17 protein-coding genes and 1 tRNA gene are annotated in these 19,865 nt (G+C 64.0%); 7 read left to right on the top strand and 11 right to left on the bottom strand.

The genetic code is table 11. The annotated features are described in order from the left end of the window. Positions 1 to 57: 57 nt before the first annotated feature. From SIL87_RS15745 to rho, 7 genes are all read right to left on the bottom strand, one after another. Entirely contained in the window at positions 58 to 1,359 is a 1,302-nt protein-coding gene (locus SIL87_RS15745; RefSeq protein ID WP_319615075.1) for a DEAD/DEAH box helicase, read from the bottom strand. A 300-nt stretch (positions 1,360 to 1,659) separates the two neighbouring features. Beyond that, complete coding sequence (gene serA, locus SIL87_RS15750) at positions 1,660 to 3,246, bottom strand: phosphoglycerate dehydrogenase (protein WP_319615076.1); 1,587 nt, start codon at positions 3,244 to 3,246, stop codon at positions 1,660 to 1,662. Between the two features lie 26 nt (positions 3,247 to 3,272). Next, positions 3,273 to 4,163, bottom strand: a complete 891-nt coding sequence (locus SIL87_RS15755) for a PhzF family phenazine biosynthesis protein (RefSeq protein ID WP_319615078.1) — start codon at positions 4,161 to 4,163, stop codon at positions 3,273 to 3,275. Next, complete coding sequence (locus tag SIL87_RS15760; protein WP_319615079.1) at positions 4,160 to 5,338, bottom strand: phosphoserine transaminase; 1,179 nt, start codon at positions 5,336 to 5,338, stop codon at positions 4,160 to 4,162. Before SIL87_RS15760 ends, SIL87_RS15755 begins: the two co-directional genes overlap by 4 nt. Before the next feature lie 248 nt (positions 5,339 to 5,586). After that, positions 5,587 to 5,985, bottom strand: a complete 399-nt coding sequence (locus SIL87_RS15765) for a DUF4149 domain-containing protein (RefSeq protein WP_319615080.1) — start codon at positions 5,983 to 5,985, stop codon at positions 5,587 to 5,589. Between the two features lie 11 nt (positions 5,986 to 5,996). Continuing rightward, a complete protein-coding gene (gene ahcY, locus SIL87_RS15770; protein ID WP_319615081.1) occupies positions 5,997 to 7,319 on the bottom strand; it encodes an adenosylhomocysteinase in 1,323 nt (440 codons plus the stop codon). A 78-nt stretch (positions 7,320 to 7,397) separates the two neighbouring features. After that, on the bottom strand, positions 7,398 to 8,672 hold the full coding sequence (rho, locus tag SIL87_RS15775; protein WP_319615082.1) for a transcription termination factor Rho: 1,275 nt from the start codon (positions 8,670 to 8,672) through the stop codon (positions 7,398 to 7,400). Positions 8,673 to 8,885: 213 nt separating this feature from the next. On the opposite strand from rho, the gene SIL87_RS15780 reads away from it, so the two are divergent. Continuing rightward, positions 8,886 to 8,959 (top strand) — tRNA-Gly (locus SIL87_RS15780). A gap of 21 nt (positions 8,960 to 8,980) precedes the next feature. Here the strand turns inward: SIL87_RS15780 and SIL87_RS15785 are convergent. The 4 genes from SIL87_RS15785 to SIL87_RS15800 are packed head-to-tail and all read right to left on the bottom strand — an operon-like array spanning position 8,981 to position 12,829. Further along, positions 8,981 to 9,943, bottom strand: coding sequence for a sterol desaturase family protein (locus SIL87_RS15785; RefSeq protein ID WP_319615083.1), 963 nt, complete (start codon positions 9,941 to 9,943; stop codon positions 8,981 to 8,983). Then, positions 9,940 to 10,950 carry a YncE family protein gene (locus tag SIL87_RS15790; protein ID WP_319615084.1) on the bottom strand — a complete coding sequence of 337 codons (1,011 nt, stop codon included), beginning with the start codon at positions 10,948 to 10,950 and terminating at the stop codon, positions 9,940 to 9,942. Before SIL87_RS15790 ends, SIL87_RS15785 begins: the two co-directional genes overlap by 4 nt. Beyond that, positions 10,947 to 12,272 carry an O-antigen ligase family protein gene (locus SIL87_RS15795; RefSeq protein ID WP_319615085.1) on the bottom strand — a complete coding sequence of 442 codons (1,326 nt, stop codon included), beginning with the start codon at positions 12,270 to 12,272 and terminating at the stop codon, positions 10,947 to 10,949. Before SIL87_RS15795 ends, SIL87_RS15790 begins: the two co-directional genes overlap by 4 nt. Then, the gene (locus SIL87_RS15800; RefSeq protein ID WP_319615086.1) at positions 12,269 to 12,829 is read right to left on the bottom strand and encodes a class I SAM-dependent methyltransferase; all 561 of its coding nucleotides are present in this window, start codon (positions 12,827 to 12,829) and stop codon (positions 12,269 to 12,271) included. The genes SIL87_RS15795 and SIL87_RS15800 overlap by 4 nt, the downstream gene beginning before the upstream one ends. Before the next feature lie 62 nt (positions 12,830 to 12,891). Between SIL87_RS15800 and SIL87_RS15805 the strand changes: the two genes are divergently transcribed. The 6 genes from SIL87_RS15805 (at position 12,892) to tldD (ending at position 19,702) form a co-directional block, all read left to right on the top strand. Beyond that, the gene (locus SIL87_RS15805) at positions 12,892 to 13,677 is read left to right on the top strand and encodes an alpha/beta fold hydrolase (protein WP_319615087.1); all 786 of its coding nucleotides are present in this window, start codon (positions 12,892 to 12,894) and stop codon (positions 13,675 to 13,677) included. 83 nt (positions 13,678 to 13,760) lie between these two features. Next, positions 13,761 to 15,149: an ethanolamine ammonia-lyase subunit EutB gene (locus SIL87_RS15810; protein ID WP_319615088.1), complete on the top strand. Its 1,389-nt coding sequence runs from the start codon at positions 13,761 to 13,763 to the stop codon at positions 15,147 to 15,149. Continuing rightward, the gene (eutC, locus tag SIL87_RS15815) at positions 15,139 to 15,939 is read left to right on the top strand and encodes an ethanolamine ammonia-lyase subunit EutC (protein WP_319615089.1); all 801 of its coding nucleotides are present in this window, start codon (positions 15,139 to 15,141) and stop codon (positions 15,937 to 15,939) included. Before SIL87_RS15810 ends, eutC begins: the two co-directional genes overlap by 11 nt. Positions 15,940 to 16,065: 126 nt before the next feature. Then, positions 16,066 to 17,169 (top strand): COX15/CtaA family protein, encoded by a 1,104-nt coding sequence (locus SIL87_RS15820; protein WP_319615090.1) that lies wholly within the window; start codon positions 16,066 to 16,068, stop codon positions 17,167 to 17,169. Next, entirely contained in the window at positions 17,166 to 18,242 is a 1,077-nt protein-coding gene (locus SIL87_RS15825; protein WP_319615091.1) for a COX15/CtaA family protein, read from the top strand. Before SIL87_RS15820 ends, SIL87_RS15825 begins: the two co-directional genes overlap by 4 nt. Continuing rightward, the gene (tldD, locus tag SIL87_RS15830) at positions 18,242 to 19,702 is read left to right on the top strand and encodes a metalloprotease TldD (protein WP_319615092.1); all 1,461 of its coding nucleotides are present in this window, start codon (positions 18,242 to 18,244) and stop codon (positions 19,700 to 19,702) included. The genes SIL87_RS15825 and tldD overlap by 1 nt, the downstream gene beginning before the upstream one ends. Positions 19,703 to 19,865 lie beyond the last annotated feature (163 nt).

Below are 19,865 nucleotides of genomic sequence, written 5' to 3' on the forward strand. Positions count from 1 at the left end.
TGAAAAAGTTTTTTGCTTCCTTTTATTCACAAAAAGAAGTCTTCCTACATTCCTTTTTTAACTCACCCGCCCCGCAGCCCGGCCGCCATCGCTCCGCCCCCGCGCGGGTGCGGCGTGGTTGCGCGATTGCGGGCGGCTGTGGCCGGGCTTCTGCGCGGCTGCGTTGCGGTTCTGACCACCGCCGCCGCGCTGGTTCTGGCCCCGTGTAAGGTGCGGCGGGTTGAGGCCGCGCACCGGCACGGCGCCGCCCGGGATCAGTTGTTTGCCGATCAGGCGTTCGATGTCGCGCAGATAGGTGAGTTCGGCGGGTTCGACGAAGGAGACCGCGACGCCATCGGTGCCGGCACGCGCGGTGCGGCCGATCCGGTGCACGTAGGATTCCGGGATGTTCGGCAGTTCGAAGTTCACCACGTGGGAGATGCCGTCGACATCGATGCCGCGGGCGGCGATATCGGTGGCGACAAGGACTTTGATGCGCCCCTGGCGGAACTGATCGAGCGCGCGTTCACGCTGGCTCTGGCTCTTGTTGCCGTGGATTGCCGAAGCTCCGATATTCGCCGCTTCCAGATGGCGGCACACCTTGTCCGCACCGTGTTTGGTACGGGTGAACACGATGGCGCGTTCGACGCCCGATTCCTTCATCAAGGTAACGAGAGCATCCTTTTTCTGATCGCCGGTCAGGAGCATCACCCGCTGGTCGATCCGGTCGATCGGCTTGGATTCGACACTGACCGCAACTTCACGCGGGTTGCGCAGGAACTCCGCGGCGAGGGCACGGATCGGCTTCGGCATGGTCGCGCTGAACATGATCGCCTGGCGGCGGCCGGGCAGCATCGACATGATCTTGCGGATCGCGGGCATGAAGCCGAGGTCGAGCATTTGATCGGCTTCATCGAGGATGATGGTGTCGGTACCGTCGAGCCGGATCGCGCCGGTCGAGACATGGTCGAGCAGACGGCCCGGGGTCGCCACCAGAATATCCACGCCGGGCATCATCTGCCGCGCCTGCGGGCCGGGCTTGGCCCCGCCGATGACGACGGCAACGCTCGGGCGGATGAATTTGCCATAGACCCGCGCGGATTCGGCGATCTGGTTGGCCAACTCGCGCGTCGGAGCAAGAATGAGGGTGCGGCAGCCACGGGCACCGGGGTTGGTGCGCTTTTCGGCGAGGCGATGCAGCAGCGGCAGGACGAAGGCCGCGGTCTTGCCGGTTCCGGTCTGAGCGATGCCCACGAGATCGTGGCCTTCGAGAATGATCGGAATGGATTGCGACTGGATCGGGGTTGGAGTGGTGTAGGATTCCGCCGTGACGGCACGAATAACGGGCTCGGCAAGGCCGAGGTCGGTAAAGAGGGTCATGAAAGCTTTCATAGCCGCGCCCGTAAAACGGGCTGCGGGTGCAAGTTTAAGGAAGCGTGCGTAGAACAGCTACCCGGTGAAGCGCGCGAGGCTTGGTTTTACCTGCCGCCAACCTGGGATGGGGTGCCGTTGCAAGCGCCACACATCCAGTGAACATAACGGGCGGCGTAAGCGCCGCATCTACGAGCCATGTTCTGTTGCGGTGCACATACACCGGATCGGGGCGGGTTGGCAAGCTGAGCGGTGAGCGAGCTGCGGGTCCGGTCCGAATGACCCGCAGCTCGCCCCGTCGCTCCCGCTTCAGAACGCGAGCTGTGTCGCCTGCATGACTTGCGGCAGAGCGCGGATCGCGACCAGGGCCGCCTCCGGCAGGGTTTCGTCGATCGAGATCAGGCAGACCGCATCGCCGCCCTCGGAGGCGCGCCCGAGATGGAACGTGGCGATGTTGATGTTCTTTTCGGCAAGGATGGCGCTGCACCGCGCGATGAACCCCGGCTTGTCCTGATTGGTCACGTAGAGCATGTGGCGGCCGAAATCGGCCTCGACCTTGATGCCCTTGACCTCGACGAGGCGCGGCTTCGCGCCGCCGAACAGCGTGCCGGAGACCGTGCGGGTCTGATCTCCCGTCGTCACCGAAATGCGCACGAGGGTCTGGTATTCGCTGTCACGGTCATGCACCGTTTCGGACATGTCGATGCCGTGATCACGCGCGAAGACCGGGGCGTTGACCATGTTGACGCCTTCCATCATCGGCGCGAGCAGCCCGGCGAACAGGGCGGCGGAGAGCGGGCGGTGATTGAGGTGCGCGGCAGCCCCCTCGTATTCGATGCCGACTTTGGTGATCACCCCGTGGCGGGCTTCGGTGAGCTGGCCGGCAAAACTGCCGAGCAGTTGGCAAAGCTGCATATAAGGCTTCAGACGCGGTGCGTCCTCGGCGGAGACCGACGCCATGTTGACCGCGTTGGTGACGGCACCGGTGAGCAGGAAATCGCTGATCTGCTCGGCGACCTGAAGTGCCACGTTTTCCTGCGCTTCGGTGGTCGCCGCCCCGAGATGAGGGGTGCAGACGACGTTTTCGAGGGCAAAGAGCGGGCTCGCGGTCGCAGGTTCGACCTCGAACACATCGAGCGCCGCCCCGGCAACGTGGCCGGATTGCAGTGCATCGTATAGGGCTGTCTCGTCGATCAGCCCGCCACGCGCGCAGTTGACGATGCGAACGCCCTTTTTGGTCTTCGCAAGATTTTCGCGTGAGAGAATATTACGGGTCTGCTCGGTGAGCGGAGTATGGAGTGTAATGAAATCGGCGCGGGCCAGCAGCGTGTCGAGTTCGACCTTTTCGATCCCGAGCACGGTGGCGCGGGCTTCGGTGAGGTAGGGGTCATACGCAACGACGCGCATTTTCAGGCCGACCGCGCGATCCGCGACGATCGAGCCGATGTTGCCGGCGCCGATCAGGCCGAGCGTCTTGTTGGTGAGTTCGACGCCCATGAAACGGTTCTTTTCCCATTTGCCGGCCTTGGTCGAGGCCGAGGCTTCGGGAAGCTGACGGGCGAGCGCGAACATCAGGCCGATCGCATGTTCGGCGGTGGTGATGGCGTTGCCGTAGGGCGTGTTCATCACCACGACTCCGCGCGCGGTGGCGGATTTGACATCGACATTGTCGATGCCGATGCCGGCCCGGCCGATGACCTTCAGGTTAGTCGCGGCGTCGAGCAATTCGCGGGTGACCTTGGTGGCGGAACGGATCGCGAGTCCGTCGAACGCGCCGATGATCGCACGTAATTCGGCGGGGGTGAGGCCGGGTTTGACGACGGCTTCGATACCGCGCTGCTTGAACACGTCGATGGCGGCGGGCGACAACTGGTCGCTGATCAGGACTTTGGGCATGAGAGTTCCTCGGGAGAAAACAGGGTTCAGTCGATGGTTAGATGGCCTTCGGCGATGGCGACGCAGGAGCCGCCGATCGTGGTGCGGCCCGATGGATCGACGGTGGCGCGGAGGCGGCTGGGCCGTCCCATGGCATCGCCCTGAGCGATCCGCAGGGTCAAATCTGCCGGAGGCCGGAGCGAAGCAATAAGGGCTGCGAGCGCGGCATTCGCGCTGCCGGTGGCAGGGTCCTCGGCGATGCCATCGAGCGGGGCGAACATCCGGCAATGGAGGTCGATCCCGCGGGCCGACGGGTCATCGTCCCACGCATAGACCAACAGATCATGCGCGGTTGCAGGCAGACGGGTGAACTGCGCCGGATCGGTGATGATACGGTCGAGCACCGTGCTGTCGCGCACGGCAGCGATGGTGAAAGGGGTGCCAACCGAAGCGATGCAGGGATGATGCGCCGCCGTTGCGATATCGGCCGGTTCGAGGCCGAGACACGCGGCGATCACATCCGGGGCTATCGTGCCGGTCAGCGACAGGGTTTGCGGCGCGGTGATATCGGCTCCGGTCAGCGCGCCATCATCATGGATCGGCGTGATCGCCACCAGCCCGGCGGCCTCCTCGAATACAAGGCGATCGCCGACGCCGGTACCGAAAACCGACCCTTCGCGCGCCAGCCAGAACCCGGTGCCGACATTGGGATGCCCGCCGAAAGGCAACTCCGATTTCGGCGTGAAAATCCGTACCGAGGCGGTGTGCGCCGGATCGGCGGGCGGCAACACGAAAGTGGTTTCCGAATAATTGAACTCGGCTGCAATCGCCTGCATCGTTGCCGTATCCAATCCTTCGGCGTCGAGCACGATGGCCAAAGGATTGCCGCCGAAAGCCCGGTCGGTAAACACGTCGACCGTCGCGAACCGTCGCTTCATCGTGCTGACGTTTCGGCAGCCACCGTGTCGATCGCCCAGTCGATCCAGGGCAGGAGAGCGGTGATATTATCGGTGTCCACGGTAGCGCCGCCCCAGATCCGCAGCCCCGGAGGCGCGTCGCGATAGGCCGCGATATCGTAGGCGACAGCTTCGGCTTCCAGCAGGGCGGCCACCCGCTTAGCCGCTTTGGCCTGGCCATCGGCATCGAGCGAAGCGAACCAGGGCGCCGCGATCGTCAGACAGATCGAGGTGCTGGAGCGAATCGCCGGATCGGCGGCGAGGAAGCCGACCCGCTCGTTGCCCGCGACCCAATCGGCGATCGCCCCGAGATTGGCCTCACTGCGCTCGATCAGCGCGGGCAGGCCCCCAATACGTTCGGCCCAGCGCAGCCCGTCGAGCGCATCTTCGGCGGCAAGCATCGAAGGGGTGTTGATGGTCTCACCGAGAAACAATCCTTCGGTCAGCTTGCCGCCCGAGGTCATGCGAAAGATTTTCGGCAGCGGCCACGCCGGTTTGTAGGTGGTCAACCGCTCGACCGCACGCGGGCTGAGAGCGAGCATGCCATGCGCGGCCTCGCCGCCAAGCACTTTCTGCCATGACCAGGTGACGACATCGAGCTTCTCGAAAGGCAACTTCATCGCGAAGGCCGCCGAAGTCGCATCGGCGATCACCAGACCGGCGCGGTCATGCGCGATCCAGTCGCCATTCGGAATCCGGGTTCCGGCAGTGGTGCCGTTCCAGGCCAGCACGACGTCATGGTTGAAATCGACAGCGGCAAGATCGGGCAACTGGCCATAAGGTGCGGAAAGAACCCGCGCATCCGGCAGTTTCAGCTGCTTGATGATATCGGTGGCCCAGGCTTCGGAAAAACTCTCGAAGGCCAGAACATCGACCGGGCGGGCACCAAGCATCGACCACAGCGCCATTTCGACCGCCCCGGTGTCGGATGCGGGAACGATGCCGAGCCGCCAGTCCTTCGGCAGCCCCAGAATGTCGCGCGAGCGGGTGATAATCTCGGCGAGCTTTGCCTTGGGCTCCTTCGCCCGGTGACTGCGGCCGAGCATCGCACCATCGAGCGCCGCGAGAGTGAACCCGGGACGTTTGGCACAAGGGCCGGAGGAAAAATTGGGGTTGGCAGGACGAACGGCAGGCTTTGCCGTGATTGAAACATCCATCGATGGTCTCCCTTGCAGAAGAAAAGCGTCCCGGTGGGGGGACGTGACCCGTCGCAGGGATTACTCGGTTCGTTTCAATCAGGCAAGGGCAGAAAACAGAAAAGGTTTCTTTTTTGTAAAAAAGAAACAAAAAACTTTTCTGAGCTGGTTCACGGGATTTGAAATGGCAAGGACCAAAATCGACAGAAATCCTTGGCCTTATTCACAAATAGAAAGGCACTCCGATCGTTCGGCTCAACGCAACGATACTATCCGGCGATTCCGGCCAACAATAGAAGGACAACGATGAATTCGACGCCATTGGCATAAACCGAGAGTTTGTGAGCCCGATTGAATGCCTCTTTCGTACCGGTTTCGCGCAGCACGTTGATATGCGGCAGCCACTCGAACCAAAGCCACAGGGTTCCACCCGTAACCAGGATGGCGGCGAGCGCATACCATGGCCTTCCCGTGATCAACAGCCCGAGAGCGGCAATCACGGAGGTGATGACCACATAGAGGTAGTACCGGGGGAATGTGGCGCGGATGAACGGGCCCGAAATGTCAGGCGGGAGCTTACTGAACACCAGCGGGGTCATGATGCTGCCGAAGAACAGCATGCCCCCGAGCAGCGCGGCAAGCCCCATCACGGCCAGAAAAGCGCCCATCCGCGTCAACCTCAGTACCGGTATTCGTCGTGCTTGAACGGGCCGGTTTTCGCGACGCCGATATACTCCGCCTGCGCCGGGGACAGCACGGTGAGCGCCGCGCCGACCTTGGCGAGATGCAGCGCCGCGACCTTCTCGTCGAGGTGCTTGGGCAAGACATAGACCTCGTTTTTGTATTTGCCCTCGGGCGCATTCCACAATTCGATCTGCGCGAGAACCTGATTGGTGAAGCTCGCGGACATCACGAAGCTCGGATGGCCGGTCGCGTTGCCGAGGTTGACCAGCCGGCCTTCGGACAGAACGATCAGGCGCTTACCGTCCGGAAACACCACTTCATCGACCTGCGGTTTGACGTTTTCCCAACGGTAGTTACGCAGCGACTCGATCTGGATTTCGCTGTCGAAATGGCCGATGTTGCAGACGATCGCACGATTTTTCATGGCGCGCATATGGTCGGCGGTGATCACGTCGATATTGCCGGTCGCGGTCACGAAGATATCCCCGCGCGATGCGGCGGTATCCATGGTGACGACTTCATACCCTTCCATCGCGGCCTGAAGCGCACAGATCGGGTCGATTTCAGTGACCAGCACACGGCAACCGGCGTTGCGCAGCGAGGCCGCGGAGCCTTTGCCAACATCGCCGAAGCCGGCGACCACGGCGATCTTGCCGGCCATCATGACATCGGTGCCACGGCGGATGCCATCGACCAGGGATTCACGGCAGCCATACAGATTGTCGAACTTGGATTTGGTGACGCTGTCGTTGACGTTGATCGCGGGGCAGAGCAACTGGCCAGCTTTCACCATGTCACGAAGGCGGTGCACCCCGGTGGTGGTCTCCTCGGAAATACCCCGCACATCCTTGAGCATTTCGGGATATTTATCGTGCATCAGCTTCGTCAGGTCGCCGCCATCGTCGAGGATCATGTTGGGAGTCCAGACGCTTCCGTCAGGCTGCGCTGGCCCGCGCACGGTCTGTTCGATGCACCAGTTGAACTCGTCCTCGGTCATCCCTTTCCAGGCAAACACCGGCACGCCGGCGGCGGCGACACCGGCGGCGGCATGGTCCTGGGTCGAGAAAATGTTGCAGGACGACCAGCGCACCGTGGCCCCGAGCGCGGTCAGGGTTTCGATCAGCACGGCGGTCTGGATCGTCATGTGCAGACAACCCGCAATCCGGGCGTCCTTCAGCGGTTTGGAAGCCCCGAATTCGGTGCGCAGCGCCATCAGACCGGGCATTTCGGTCTCGGCCATGCTGATTTCCTTGCGCCCCCATTCGGCCAGGCTGAAATCGCGCACTTTGTAATCGTTGTGGGGCATCGCGTCGGGCATCGTTACGTCCTTAAATCGGAAAATAGTTAACTGGTTCTTTTTCGAAAAAAAGAACCTCAAAATTTTTGCGAATCCGGCTTACGTGTTCATCGCCTCGAAGAAGTCGCTGTTGGTTTTGCTATATTTCAGCTTGTCGAGCAAGAATTCCATCGCCTCGGAGGCCCCCATCGGGTTGAGGATGCGGCGCAGAACCCACATTTTCGACAAGGTGGCGCGTTCGACCAGCAACTCCTCCTTGCGGGTGCCCGATTTGGTGATATCGATCGAGGGGAAGGTCCGCTTGTCGGACAATTTGCGGTCGAGGATGATTTCGGAGTTGCCGGTACCCTTGAACTCCTCGAAAATCACCTCGTCCATCCGGCTGCCGGTATCGATCAGCGCGGTGGCGATGATGGTGAGCGAGCCACCCTCCTCGATGTTACGGGCGGCGCCGAAGAAGCGTTTGGGCTTCTGCAGGGCATTGGCATCGACACCGCCGGTGAGCACCTTCCCGGAGCTCGGCACCACGGCGTTGTAGGCGCGGGCGAGGCGGGTGATGCTGTCGAGCAAAATCACGACGTCGCGCTTGTGCTCGACCAGACGCTTGGCCTTTTCGAGCACCATTTCGGTAACCTGAACGTGGCGGGTCGCCGGTTCGTCGAAGGTCGAGGCAACCACTTCGCCCTTCACGGTGCGGGCCATGTCGGTCACTTCCTCCGGCCGTTCATCGATCAGCAGCACGATTAGGAAGGCCTCGGGATGATTGGTCGAAATCGAGGTCGCGATGCTTTGCAGCATCACGGTCTTGCCGGTACGGGGCGGGGCAACGATCAGGGCGCGCTGCCCCTTGCCGATCGGGGAGATCAGGTCGATCACCCGGGCGGTATTATCCTTCTGCTGCCCTTTGGGCGGCGGCTCGGCGTTTTCGATTTCCATCTGCAGCCGCGCGGTCGGATAAAGCGGTGTCAGATTGTCGAAATTGATCCGATGGCGCACCGCGTCGGGCGGCTCGAAATTGATGGTTTCGACCTTCTGGAGCGAGAAATAGCGCTCGCCTTCCTTGGGGGCGCGGATTTCACCGGCAACGGTATCGCCGGTGCGCAGGCCGAAGCGGCGCATCTGCGCGGGCGAGACGTAAATATCGTCGGGACCGGGAAGGTAGTTGCTCTGCGGGCTGCGCAGAAACGCAAAACCGTCCGGCAGGGTTTCCAGCGTGCCATCACCGTGGATCGCCTGATCGTTTTCGGCATAGGCCTTGAGAATGGCGAACATCATGTCCTGCTTGCGCAGGCTCGATGCGTTCTCGACCTGCAGTTCCTCGGCGAGGTTGAGCAGGTCGGTCGGGGATTTGGCCTTGAGTTCGGCGAGATTCATATGTGTCCGCTATGGATGAGGGGCCTGGAAGGTCAGGCGATCCGGGCGTTTGCGAGGGGGTTGCGCCACAAGGGCGCGCCTACCGGGCGTGTGTGTCCCGGTCGGCGTTTACATGGCCGATGGGTGAGGTCCGGTCAAGGGGCGACTTCACCGCGTCCCTCCAACCCGCCGCTTGCGCGCAATGCGCCGGCACCGTAAAACGGCGTCCGAGGCGCGGGTATGATGTAATGGTAGCCTGTGAGCTTCCCAAGCTCGACGCGCGGGTTCGATTCCCGCTACCCGCTCCAATCTCACTTTTCAGCAGGGTTTCAGCCACGCAGGCTGCGCGCGACCTGCGTGATACCGGACCATTGCTGGGCGAGGTAGCCGCCGCTGGCCATGGCTTCGGGGGCGGTGTGGTCGCCGGTCGGGCCGAAATCACGCGTGAAGTCGGCGGTGCGGAACATCATGTCCCAGAACGGAAACACCGCGCCGTAATTGCAGGAATCCTGCCCGGCCCCGAGCAGCGCGTGATGGGCTCGGTGGAATTTCGGCGACACCAGCAACCGCTCGCCGAACCGGCCGAACGAGAGGCGGATATTGGCATGGCTGAAGCTTTCGACGAAGCGCAGCATCAAGATCAACAGGGGAAATTGCAGCGGCGGAATCCCGATCAGTAATCCGACGACCATGAACCAGATAAAACTGACGATCTCATCCATGAAATGATTGCGGTCGTCGGACCAGAAGGTCATCTGCCGCTGGGCATGATGAACGGCGTGAAGCGCGTACCAGACCCCGAACCGGTGCGAGAGGCGGTGCCGCCAGTAATCGGTGAAGTCGAGGATCAGGGCATAGAGCACGAAAGTGACGATCGGGTGGCCGAACAGGACCGGGATCATGGTCTCCAGCATCGGCGGGACATAGCCGCGATCGGCGAGGAACCCGTCGAGCTGCACCTGGGCAGCATAAAAAATCACAAAGGTCATCACCGGCAGGATGCCGACCCTGGCGAGGAAGGTGTAGAACACATCAGTGACAACCGGCTTGGCGGTGGCCCAGCGTTCGATCGGGTAGCGGCGTTCGAGTGGCACGCACACCGCATAGGCCAGAATCATTTGGGTAACGCCATAAACCGCAACCAGGGTCCAGCCGAACGAAAGTTCGCTCCACTGCATCAACCCGGCGCGATACAGCACCGGCAGCACCGCCACCTGCTCGATCCACCCCGCAAGGTCGTTGAACGGATGGGCGGGAATCGCCGCGTACAGCGAGGCGGCGAGGTGGGTCATGCGAGCTTCATCGCCGCAAGGGCCGGTCGGTCGGTCAGCAGGGTCGAGATGAAAATGCCATGCGGCGACCGGCCCACCGGGATATGGTCGGTCGCATCGGTCTTCGGGTCATAAACACCGACGCGCGAGGCAAACCGCAGCGCGATCCAGGCCCTCCCGTCGGGTGCGAAGCACAGATCATCCGGGCCGCCCGGCATCGGGATGCGCTTGTGAAAGCCGAGAGTTCTGGCATCGATCACGGTGAGCGAGCCCGCAACCCGGTTAGTGACATAAATGTGGGCGCGGTCGGGGGTGAGGAAAATATTATGAGCCCCCTTGTCGGTCAGGATGGTGCGCGTGACCCGCCCGTTGGCCGGGTCGAGCACCGCGACATGATCGCTGCCCATGATCGCGGCGAGCACCACCCCATCGTGCCACATCACGCCTGCCGGGGTCTTGCCGACCGGGGCGGTCCAGCGCGGCGTCATGGTCACAAGATCGATCGCAACGACGGTCCCGGATTGCTGCATCGAGGCGAACACGGTTCTGGAATCGGGCGTATAGGTCAGATGGCTCGGCATCTCGCCGACCTTGAACCGGTGCGCGAGCGTCAGGGTCGCCGCGTGATAGATATCGACATGGTTGAGCCGCAGGCAGGTGACGGTGAGGTATTGGCCATCCGGACTGAACCAGAGCTGGTAGGGATCGGGGATCAGCTTGTGGCCGAGTTCAGCACCGGTGGCCGGATCGAGAAAAAAGATCGCATTGCCCGACGCATCGGCGACCAGCAGTTTCTTGTGGTCGGGAGTCAACGCCCAATGGCTGGGCTCCCGGTAGGTCGGTTCCTCGCGCAGCACTTTGCGGGTGGCCATGTCGATGATCGAAATCGTCGCACCGCCGGAGTTCAGCACGATCGCGATCGGCCCCGCACCGGTTGCGGGCGTCGCCGCACGGGCGAAGGCAGGCAGAGCCAGCAGGGCCGGTGCGGCCAGCAGGGTGCGACGGGCGAGGAAGGTGGAACCGGTCATGCGGCGGGCGGACTTTCATCAGGGTTGACCAGGACCGCGCGCGCCCAGGTGAAGAACACCAGACTAGTCGTTGCGATCAAAGTATTGTCGGTAAAGGATTGCACGGCGAAGGCCAGAAACACAAGCCGGATGATCCGTCGCGGCCCCACTGCCAGCGCAGCACTGCCCCGCCACAGCCACATCGTGATCATCCCGAACAAGGCCACCGCCCCGACCACGCCGCCTTCCACCGTGATCCGCAGATATTCGTTATGCGCCGCGTTGGTGCCGAGGAAGCGCCCGATATGCGATTTCAACGCCACCACCACCTTGCCCGCCCCCACCCCCCAGCCGAGCACCGGCGATTGCCACGCGGCGGCTTCGAAGAACGGCCAGATCAGTTGCCGGTTCGAGAGGCTTTCGGCATCGCCGAGATGAATCAGATCGACCACGCGGATGAAATGCAGCGCCGAACCAGCCATCAGCACGAAGCCGAGTCCGGCACCGCCCAGCGCGAGCAGCACCACCCGCCGCCGTCCCGAAAGGAACCGCGCGGGGGTCGCCAGCAGCGTCGCAAGTGTCACCAGAACCGCCATGGCCAGAGGAGAGCGCGCCCCGGTCGCAACCAGAATAAGGTAATTGACGCCGACCCATCCCCAATGGCGGGCACGCCCATCGGCGAGGAACGCGATCAGGCCGGCAAAGATCGCCATCATCGCGAAGCCGCCGAGAAACGCCGGCGCGCTCGATGCGGCGAGGCGGATGGCACCGAGCTGGGTGCCATAAAGCGGCCGGACGCCGAGGGCAGCAAGCACGGCACCGTAGCCCACCGTGATCGAGGGGCCGACGATGGTGCAGCGGATGATCGCACGGCGCATCGCGCCGGTCAGGCGCAGATAACCGGCGGCAAACGGGGCCGCCGAGCCGACCAGGGAGCGGAACGAAGCCACCAGCGTCAACCCCGGCCAGAAGCCGTGGATGATCCCGGTACCGAACATCCACAGAAACGCATAGGACGGATTGAACCGGTCGGCCCGCGCGCCATCCCGAAGCGCAGCGAGCCCGACGATCAGCAAGCCGGCGGTCTTCAACAGGGCGATGATCAACTCATGATCGCCGATCAGGTCCGACAGCCACATCTCCGGCGTGGTCTCGACCACGACCAGCCAGGCGACCATCGCGCCGACCGGTCTGGCATAGGCAACGGCGGCAGCAAGCCCGAGCGTGATCAGAATCAGTACCGGAGCGATCAGCGCCGGCAGAGTCCAGCCGATCGCCCCGAACCCGGCCAGCAACCCGAGTGCAGCAAGAGCAACCGGGTCGCGCCGTGCCGCGCGGATCATGCGGTGGCGGTGAAGGTGTAATGCTCGTCAGGCGCTGGCGCGTGGTTAACGATCGTGAAGCCCGCTGCCCCCAGCAGTGCGACGACGCGCCCGGGTGCCGTGCGTCGCGCCAGCTTCGCCCCCACCGCGCCCGGCCCGGCCGGATCGTATTCGGCGATGAAGAGCAGGCCGTGTGGCGGCAGGATCGCCCGAAGCGCGCCCAGCGCGGCGGCAGGATCGTCCATGTGGTGCAGCGCATCGGTCAACATGATCCGGTCCGGTGCGGCATCGAGCGCGGGCAGCGCTTCGGCGGACCCCACGATCGCACGGATCGCAAGGCCGCGACGTTCCGCCTCGGCCCTGATATGGCCGATGCACTCGCCGTCCGGATCGAGCGCGATGACGCGCCCCGCCGGCCCGACCAGTGCGGCATACTCGAAGGACAGGGCGCCCGATCCGGCCCCGATGTCGAGCAGCGTCATCCCCGGCGCGACTCCGGCCGCCGCCGCCCAGAGTGCCGCGAGATGGCGCTTCTGCGCCTGGCGGACGATCAGCCGCGCGAGGCGGGAGTCTTGCATTCCGGCATCCATCGCGCGACTCTAGCGGCATGGTCCCAAGATTCAAGCGGATTCAACCTTAGATGCGCCTCCATGCGACATTGACCGGAGCAGCCACGCAGACAAACGATGGCGAGCGACCCGATATCGTCCTGCTGCACGGGCTGTTCGGCGCCGGGCGGAACCTGGGCGTGATCGCCCGTGGCCTCGGCGCAACCCACCGGGTTCTGGCACTCGATGCGCGCAATCACGGCGACAGTCCCCACGCGCCGGACATGCGCTACACCACCATGGCGGCGGATGTCGCGGAGACCATGACGGCCCACGGTATCCGCCGCGCGGCGGTGATCGGTCATTCGATGGGCGGCAAGACCGCCATGACCCTCGCCCTGACCGCGCCGGACCGGGTGGCTCGCCTCGCGGTGCTCGATATCGCCCCGGTCGCCTATCCCGAGCATTATCTAGATCATATCGAAGCCATGCGCCGCCTCAAGCTCACGCCGGACCTCACCCGCGCCGCCGCCGATGCAGCACTCGCCGCCGCCGTGCCGGATGCCGCGTTGCGCGGGTTTTTCCTCCACAATCTGGTCCTCGGCGCAACGCCGCACTGGCGCCTCGATCTCGATGCGATCGCCCGCGGCCTGCCGGATCTGGTCGGCTGGACCGATCCCGCCCCGGGCGTCACCTACCGGGGCCCGACCCTGTTCATCGGTGGCGCAACCTCGTCCTACCTGCCCGCCGCGTATCACGAGGCGGTTCGCGCGCGTTTCCCGCAAGCCGCGATCGAGACGATCGCCGGCACCGGCCACTGGCTGCATGCCGAAAAGCCAGCCGAAGTGATCGCCCGTCTGGTAAAATTTCTCGCCTGATTCCCGCACTGCTCCGCCAGAATCCGGCACTGCCCCGCCAGATCGTTCTTGCAGCGTGGCGACCTTGATCCCTATACTTCTGCATGGCGTCAATCGCGGCCTCGCTTGCCGGTGAAACCTATCGTTTCGACGATCTAAAACATGTGCTCGCCTGCGCATCCCCGCGCCGGTCGGGCGACGAACTGGCCAGCATCGCGGCCCGTAGCGATGCCCAACGGGTCGCGGCCCGGATCGCGCTGGCCGATCTGCCGCTCCGGCGATGTCTCGACGAGGCGCTGATCCCCTACGAATCCGATGAAGTCACCCGCCTGATCCTCGATACCCACGACCCCGTGGCCTTTGAACCGGTCGCGCACCTGACAGTCGGCGGACTGCGCGATTTTCTGCTCTCCTACGAGGCCGACACCGAGTGCCTGCGGGCCCTGGCACCGGGCTTGACCCCGGAAATGGTCGCTGCGGTCTCGAAGCTGATGCGAAATCAGGATCTCATCGCGGTCGCGCGCAAATGCCGCGTGATCACGGCGTTCCGCAACACGATCGGCCTGCCGGGCCGGCTCTCGACCCGGCTGCAACCCAACCACCCGACCGATGATCTGCGCGGCATCGCGGCCTCGACCCTCGATGGCCTGCTCTACGGCGCCGGCGATGCGGTGATCGGCGTCAACCCCGCGACCGACAATGTCCCGAACTGCCTCGCTCTGCTCGACATGCTCGATGGGTTGCGCGCCCGCTACGACATCCCGACCCAGACCTGCGTACTCACCCATGTCACCAATGCGATCGAGGTGATCAACCGCGGCGGGGCGGTCGACCTCGTGTTCCAGTCGATCGCCGGATCGCAGGCGGCGAATGCAGGTTTCGGCGTCGATCTCGCCGTTCTCGCCGAGGCGCAGAACGCCGCACTCGGCCTCGGGCGCGGCAGCCTCGGGCAGAACGTGATGTATTTCGAAACCGGCCAGGGCGCCGCCCTGTCTGCGGACGGGCATTTCGGGGTCGATCAGCAGACCATCGAGGCCCGCGCCTACGCCGTGGCCCGGCACTTCAAGCCCCTGCTGGTCAACACCGTGGTCGGGTTCATCGGGCCGGAATATCTGTACGACGGCAAACAGATCATCCGCGCCGGGCTCGAAGATCATTTCTGCGGCAAGCTGCTCGGCGTGCCGATGGGCTGCGATGTCTGCTACACCAACCACGCCGAAGCCGATCAGGACGACATGGACACGCTGATGACACTTCTGGCCGTCGCCGGGGTCAATTTCGTCATCACCGTGCCCGGCGCCGATGACGTGATGCTGAATTATCAAAGCCTGTCCTATCACGATCTGCTCTATCTGCGGAGTAACTTCGCCACCCGCCCGGCACCGGAATTCGAGGCGTGGCTGGCGCGGATGGACATGACCGATCGCAACGGACGGCTGAAAATCCCCGAACAGCAGTTCATCCGCCACCTGATCGGCAGCGATGCCGGCTGACCCTCACACCGACCCCGAGGCGGTGAGCGCACCAACCCCCTCCCGTGCCCCTTCACGCGACCCCTCCCGCGACCCTTGGGCAACGTTACGCGCCACCACCAGCGCACGGATCGGCCTCGGGCGGATCGGCGATGCCATGGCGCTCGGCGACGTGCTCGCATTCCAATCCGCGCACGCCCTCGCGCGCGACGCCGTCCATGCTGTGCTCGATACTACGGCTTTGGCATCGCGGATCGAAGGCGACGTCATCACGGTGCGCAGCGAAGCGCCGGACCGGCAGACCTATCTCCGCCGCCCCGACCAGGGGCGACGCCTCCACCCCGAGTGCGAAGCCGCCCTGCCGCGCGGCGATTACGATGCCGTCATCGTCATCGCCGACGGCCTGTCCGCGACCGCCGTAGCCACCCACGCAATCCCCATGCTGGAGGTCTTGCGCGCGCGCCTGCCGATGCTCCGCCTCGCCCCGGTGGTGATCGCGACCCAGGCCCGGGTCGCGATCGGCGATGATATCGGCGAACGCCTCGGTGCCCGGCTTTGCGCCATCATGATCGGCGAGCGTCCAGGGCTCAGCGTTGCCGACAGTCTCGGCATCTATCTCACCTACGCACCGCACCGGGGATGCCGGGACTCCGCCCGCAACTGCATTTCGAACATCCATACCAAAGGCGGCCTGTCCTACGCCGCCGCCGCCGACACGCTGGCCTGGCTGATGCGCGAAGCGCTGCACCGCCGACTCACCGGCGTCAATCTGAAAGAGGAAACCGGCACCCTGCTGAGTAGCGGAGTGTAGCGAATCGGGCCGCGAAAACGATCACCGCCGCAATTCGTGCGCGGGCATGAGCGGGTCGCGGGTTTACAAACCAGCGCATGAATGCAAATCGGAAGGCAGATATATTCCAAAATCGAGGGTTCATCGATGGCATCGCAATCCGCCGCCGGGGTGACCGCCAGCACCCGGCGCGCCGAACGGGCAACTTCAACCACCAATCGCAAGATGGTGGCAACCTGGCTGTTCATCAGTTTCGCGCTGATCGTGGAGATGTTCGGCATCGGTGCCTACGTCCAGAACGACAATGCCGGGCTCTCGATCATGGCATGGCAACCGGTGTCGGGCATCATCCCGCCGCTCACCCACGCGGCATGGGAGCGCATGTTCGCCCTCTATAAAACCATCCCGCAATACAAACTGCTCAACCACGGCATGGACCTGCAGGGGTTCAAGGCGATTTTCTGGCCGGAGTGGATCCACCGGCTGTGGGGCCGGCTTCTCGGCTTCGATTTCGGGGTGCCGCTGGTCTATTTCTGGTGGACCGGGCGGCTGGAAAAACGCCTGCGGCCGTGGCTCGCTCTGTTGTTCGTGCTTGGCGGCGTGCAGGGGCTGATCGGGTGGTGGATGGTCGAATCCGGGTTCCATCCCGGCTTGACCGAAGTTTCAGTTTGGCGGCTCTCGCTGCATTACTGCTTCGCGACGATGCTGGCGATCGCGGTCTTCACCACCGCGCTGGTGGTGCTCAAGCCGGATGCCGAACGGCTGTCCCCCGAAGCGGCCGCGAAATACAAAGTGGCACGCGGGTTCGCGATCGCCTCGATCGTGTTCATCTGCATCGCGATTTTCGCCGGCACGTTCCTCTCGGGCACCCATGCCTACACGATCGACAACACGTTTCCGCTGATGCAGGGCCAGTGGTTTCCGCCCGATTACGCGGCCCTCCACCCGTTCTGGCGCAATTTTTTCGAAAGCAAGGCCGCGACCCAGTGGGATCACCGGCTGATCGCGACCATCGCGGCGGTCGTCGTGCTGGCGGCGGTCGTGGTCGCGATCCGGGCGGATCTGCCACCGCGGGCGCGGGATGCGTTTCTGGTAATGGGCGGATTGCTGATCGTGCAGTATATTCTCGGGGTGACGACACTGGTTTCAAAAATCCTGGATATCGGGGTGGCGCATCAGATGAACGCCGTGCTGCTGCTGGCCGCCGCCGTCTGGGCCTATTTCGAATTGCGGGGACGCCGCGTGGTATGAACGCGAAACCGGATCGGCTGGTCGGCAACTGGCTCCTGCTCCTGTGCTTCATGATTTTCGGCATGGTGATCGGCGGAGGCCACGCGCGCACCATCCATGCCGGCTTCGTCATCCAGACCTGGCAGCCACTGACCGGCTTCATCCCGCCGCTGACCCATGCCGCCTGGGAACACATGTTCGGCCTCTACAAACAGACCGCGCAGTTCCGTGTCCTGAACCCGACCATGAGCCTGGACCAGTTCCAGGCCCGCTTCATGCCGATGTTCCTCGATCGCGACTGGGGGCGGCTGATGGCGCTGGTCTTCGCGATTCCGCTCGGTATCTTCTGGTGGCGCAAGCGGGTGTCGAACCGGCTGGCCCTCTGGCTGGTCGCATTGTTCGCGGCGGGTGCGGCCGAGGCGACCATGGGCTGGTACATGACGTGGCAGGGCATGACCAGCGACATCCTGCACCCCTCCCCGCTTTATCTCGCGCCGCATTTCATCCTCGCCATGCTGATCTTCACCGCCATGCTGTGGACCGCCCTGACCATCCGCAACCCCGAACCGGCCCCGATCATCGGCCACACCCGGCTGCGCGCCCTGCTCAGTACCTCGATCGCCCTGCTCATCCTGACCATCGGACTGGGCGCGCTGGTGGCGGCAACCGGCGGAATCCACGTCTTCAACACGTTTCCGCTGATGAACGGGCATGCCCTGCCGCCGCATGGCCTGAAGCTCCATCCGTGGTGGCGCAATTTCGTGGCGAATGCGGCGACCGTGCAATTCGATCATCGCTGGATCGCGACAGCAACCGCCATCGTCGTCGTGATCGCGGCGGTCATGGGGCTGCGCGCGCCGCTGGGGCCGAAGGCGCGCGACCTGTTTTTATTGTTGGCGGGGCTGGTGACGCTCCAATATATACTGGGCATGAGCGCGCTGGTCTCCGGCATGTCGGGGATCGGCTATCTCCATGAACTGAACGCCGTCTTGCTGCTCGCCGCGTGCATCGCCTGCCGTCATGCGCTGCGCGGGGCAACCGCTCCCGCAGCGGTTCGTGCCGGAACTCCCCTTGTCATGAAGGCCGCCGAATAATGCCCGATACCATCGTTTCCGCCCCGCACGACGCGCTCGCCACCGCCGACCGGCTGTTTCACGGCAACGATGGCCTGAGCGCGTTCGAAGCCCGCCGCACCATCGCCCCGGTGCTCGACCCCGCCGATGACGGGGAGCTATTCCTCGAATACCGCGAATCCGAAATGGTCAGCCTCGATGACGGGCGGATTCGCAACGCGAGTTTCGACAACCGGCGCGGCTTCGGCCTGCGCTCGGTCACCGGCGAAGCCGCGATCTATGCCCATGCCGGCGAAATCACCGATGCCGCCCTGGCCCGCGCCGTCGCGACCTTGCAGGACGCGCGGCCCGATGAAGCAGGCGTCGTCGCCATGACACCGCCGAAAGCCGGCCCGGCCCTCTACACCGCCCTCAACCCGCTTGCGGAAATGCCCTTCGCCGCCCGCGCCGCCATGCTCGGCGAAATCGACGCCTATGCCCGCGGCAAGGACAGCCGGGTGGTGCAGGTCATGGCGAGCCTGTTCGGCGAATGGCAGGTGGTCGAAATCCTCCGCGCCGATGGCGTCCGCGTCGCCGACGTCCGCCCCCTCGTGGTGCTCCACGTTTCGGTCGTGATGGAACAGAATGGCCGGCGCGAATCCGGCGGTCACGGTGCCGGTGGCCGCGAAAGCTACGCCACTGTCACCGCCCCCGATTTCTGGCGCGCCGCCGTCGATGAATCGATCCGCAAAGCCACCCTCAACCTCGAAAGCATCGCCGCTCCCGCCGGTGAAATGCCCGTCGTGCTCGGCGCCGGTTGGCCCGGCATCCTGCTGCACGAAGCGATCGGCCACGGTCTCGAAGGCGATTTCAATCGCAAGAAGACCTCGGCCTTCGCCGGGCTGATGGGCAAGCGCGTCGGCTCCAAAGGCGTCACCGTGGTCGATGACGGCACCCTGCCCAACCGGCGCGGTTCGCTGACCGTCGATGACGAGGGCACGCCCACCAACCGCACCATCCTGATCGAGGACGGCATCCTCACCGGCTACATCCAGGACCGCCAGAACGCCCGCCTGATGGGCATGACCCCCACCGGCAACGGCCGCCGCCAATCCTACGCCCACCTGCCGATGCCGCGCATGACCAACACCATCATGCTCGCCGGCGACGCCACCCGCGACGACATGATCCGCTCGGTCAAGCGCGGCCTCTACGCGGCGAATTTCGGCGGCGGTCAGGTCGATATCACCTCCGGCAAATTCGTCTTCTCCGCCTCCGAAGCCTACATGATCGAAGACGGGAAAATCGGCGCCCCGGTCAAGGGTGCCACCATCATCGGCAACGGCCCCGACGCCCTCACCAAAGTCGACATGATCGGCAGCGACCTCGAACTCGACGCCGGCATCGGCACCTGCGGCAAAAACGGCCAGGGCGTCCCGGTGGGCGTCGGACAGCCGACGATCAAGATTTCCGGGCTGACGATCGGCGGAACGGCGGCTTAGGACGGTAAAAGGCAAGGGCCTCCTTTTGTAAAAAGGAAGCCAAACAACCTGTCGCGCGATTTGATCGATCGGCTCAAAACGTCGTCTTTCCGGATTCCACCACAAGAGACGAGGTGCAGCCGTGCCGATGGCGCGCTAAACCCCGATCTGGTTCCGGCGGAGG

This window comes from Acidiphilium acidophilum, assembly GCF_033842475.1.
GTDB lineage: Bacteria > Pseudomonadota > Alphaproteobacteria > Acetobacterales > Acetobacteraceae > Acidiphilium > Acidiphilium acidophilum.

Coding starts and splice junctions, on each gene's coding strand:
- SIL87_RS15825 (WP_319615091.1), top strand. CDS start 17,166: ATGAACGCGAAACCGGATCGGCTGGTCGGCAACTGGCTCCTGCTCCTG.
- eutC (WP_319615089.1), top strand. CDS start 15,139: ATGCCGGCTGACCCTCACACCGACCCCGAGGCGGTGAGCGCACCAACC.
- serA (WP_319615076.1), bottom strand. CDS start 3,246: ATGCCCAAAGTCCTGATCAGCGACCAGTTGTCGCCCGCCGCCATCGAC.
- SIL87_RS15810 (WP_319615088.1), top strand. CDS start 13,761: ATGGCGTCAATCGCGGCCTCGCTTGCCGGTGAAACCTATCGTTTCGAC.
- SIL87_RS15800 (WP_319615086.1), bottom strand. CDS start 12,829: ATGCAAGACTCCCGCCTCGCGCGGCTGATCGTCCGCCAGGCGCAGAAG.
- SIL87_RS15820 (WP_319615090.1), top strand. CDS start 16,066: ATGGCATCGCAATCCGCCGCCGGGGTGACCGCCAGCACCCGGCGCGCC.
- ahcY (WP_319615081.1), bottom strand. CDS start 7,319: ATGCCCGACGCGATGCCCCACAACGATTACAAAGTGCGCGATTTCAGC.
- SIL87_RS15765 (WP_319615080.1), bottom strand. CDS start 5,985: ATGGGCGCTTTTCTGGCCGTGATGGGGCTTGCCGCGCTGCTCGGGGGC.
- SIL87_RS15785 (WP_319615083.1), bottom strand. CDS start 9,943: ATGACCCACCTCGCCGCCTCGCTGTACGCGGCGATTCCCGCCCATCCG.
- tldD (WP_319615092.1), top strand. CDS start 18,242: ATGCCCGATACCATCGTTTCCGCCCCGCACGACGCGCTCGCCACCGCC.
- SIL87_RS15790 (WP_319615084.1), bottom strand. CDS start 10,950: ATGACCGGTTCCACCTTCCTCGCCCGTCGCACCCTGCTGGCCGCACCG.
- SIL87_RS15795 (WP_319615085.1), bottom strand. CDS start 12,272: ATGATCCGCGCGGCACGGCGCGACCCGGTTGCTCTTGCTGCACTCGGG.
- SIL87_RS15760 (WP_319615079.1), bottom strand. CDS start 5,338: ATGGATGTTTCAATCACGGCAAAGCCTGCCGTTCGTCCTGCCAACCCC.
- SIL87_RS15745 (WP_319615075.1), bottom strand. CDS start 1,359: ATGACCCTCTTTACCGACCTCGGCCTTGCCGAGCCCGTTATTCGTGCC.
- SIL87_RS15755 (WP_319615078.1), bottom strand. CDS start 4,163: ATGAAGCGACGGTTCGCGACGGTCGACGTGTTTACCGACCGGGCTTTC.
- SIL87_RS15805 (WP_319615087.1), top strand. CDS start 12,892: ATGCGCCTCCATGCGACATTGACCGGAGCAGCCACGCAGACAAACGAT.
- rho (WP_319615082.1), bottom strand. CDS start 8,672: ATGAATCTCGCCGAACTCAAGGCCAAATCCCCGACCGACCTGCTCAAC.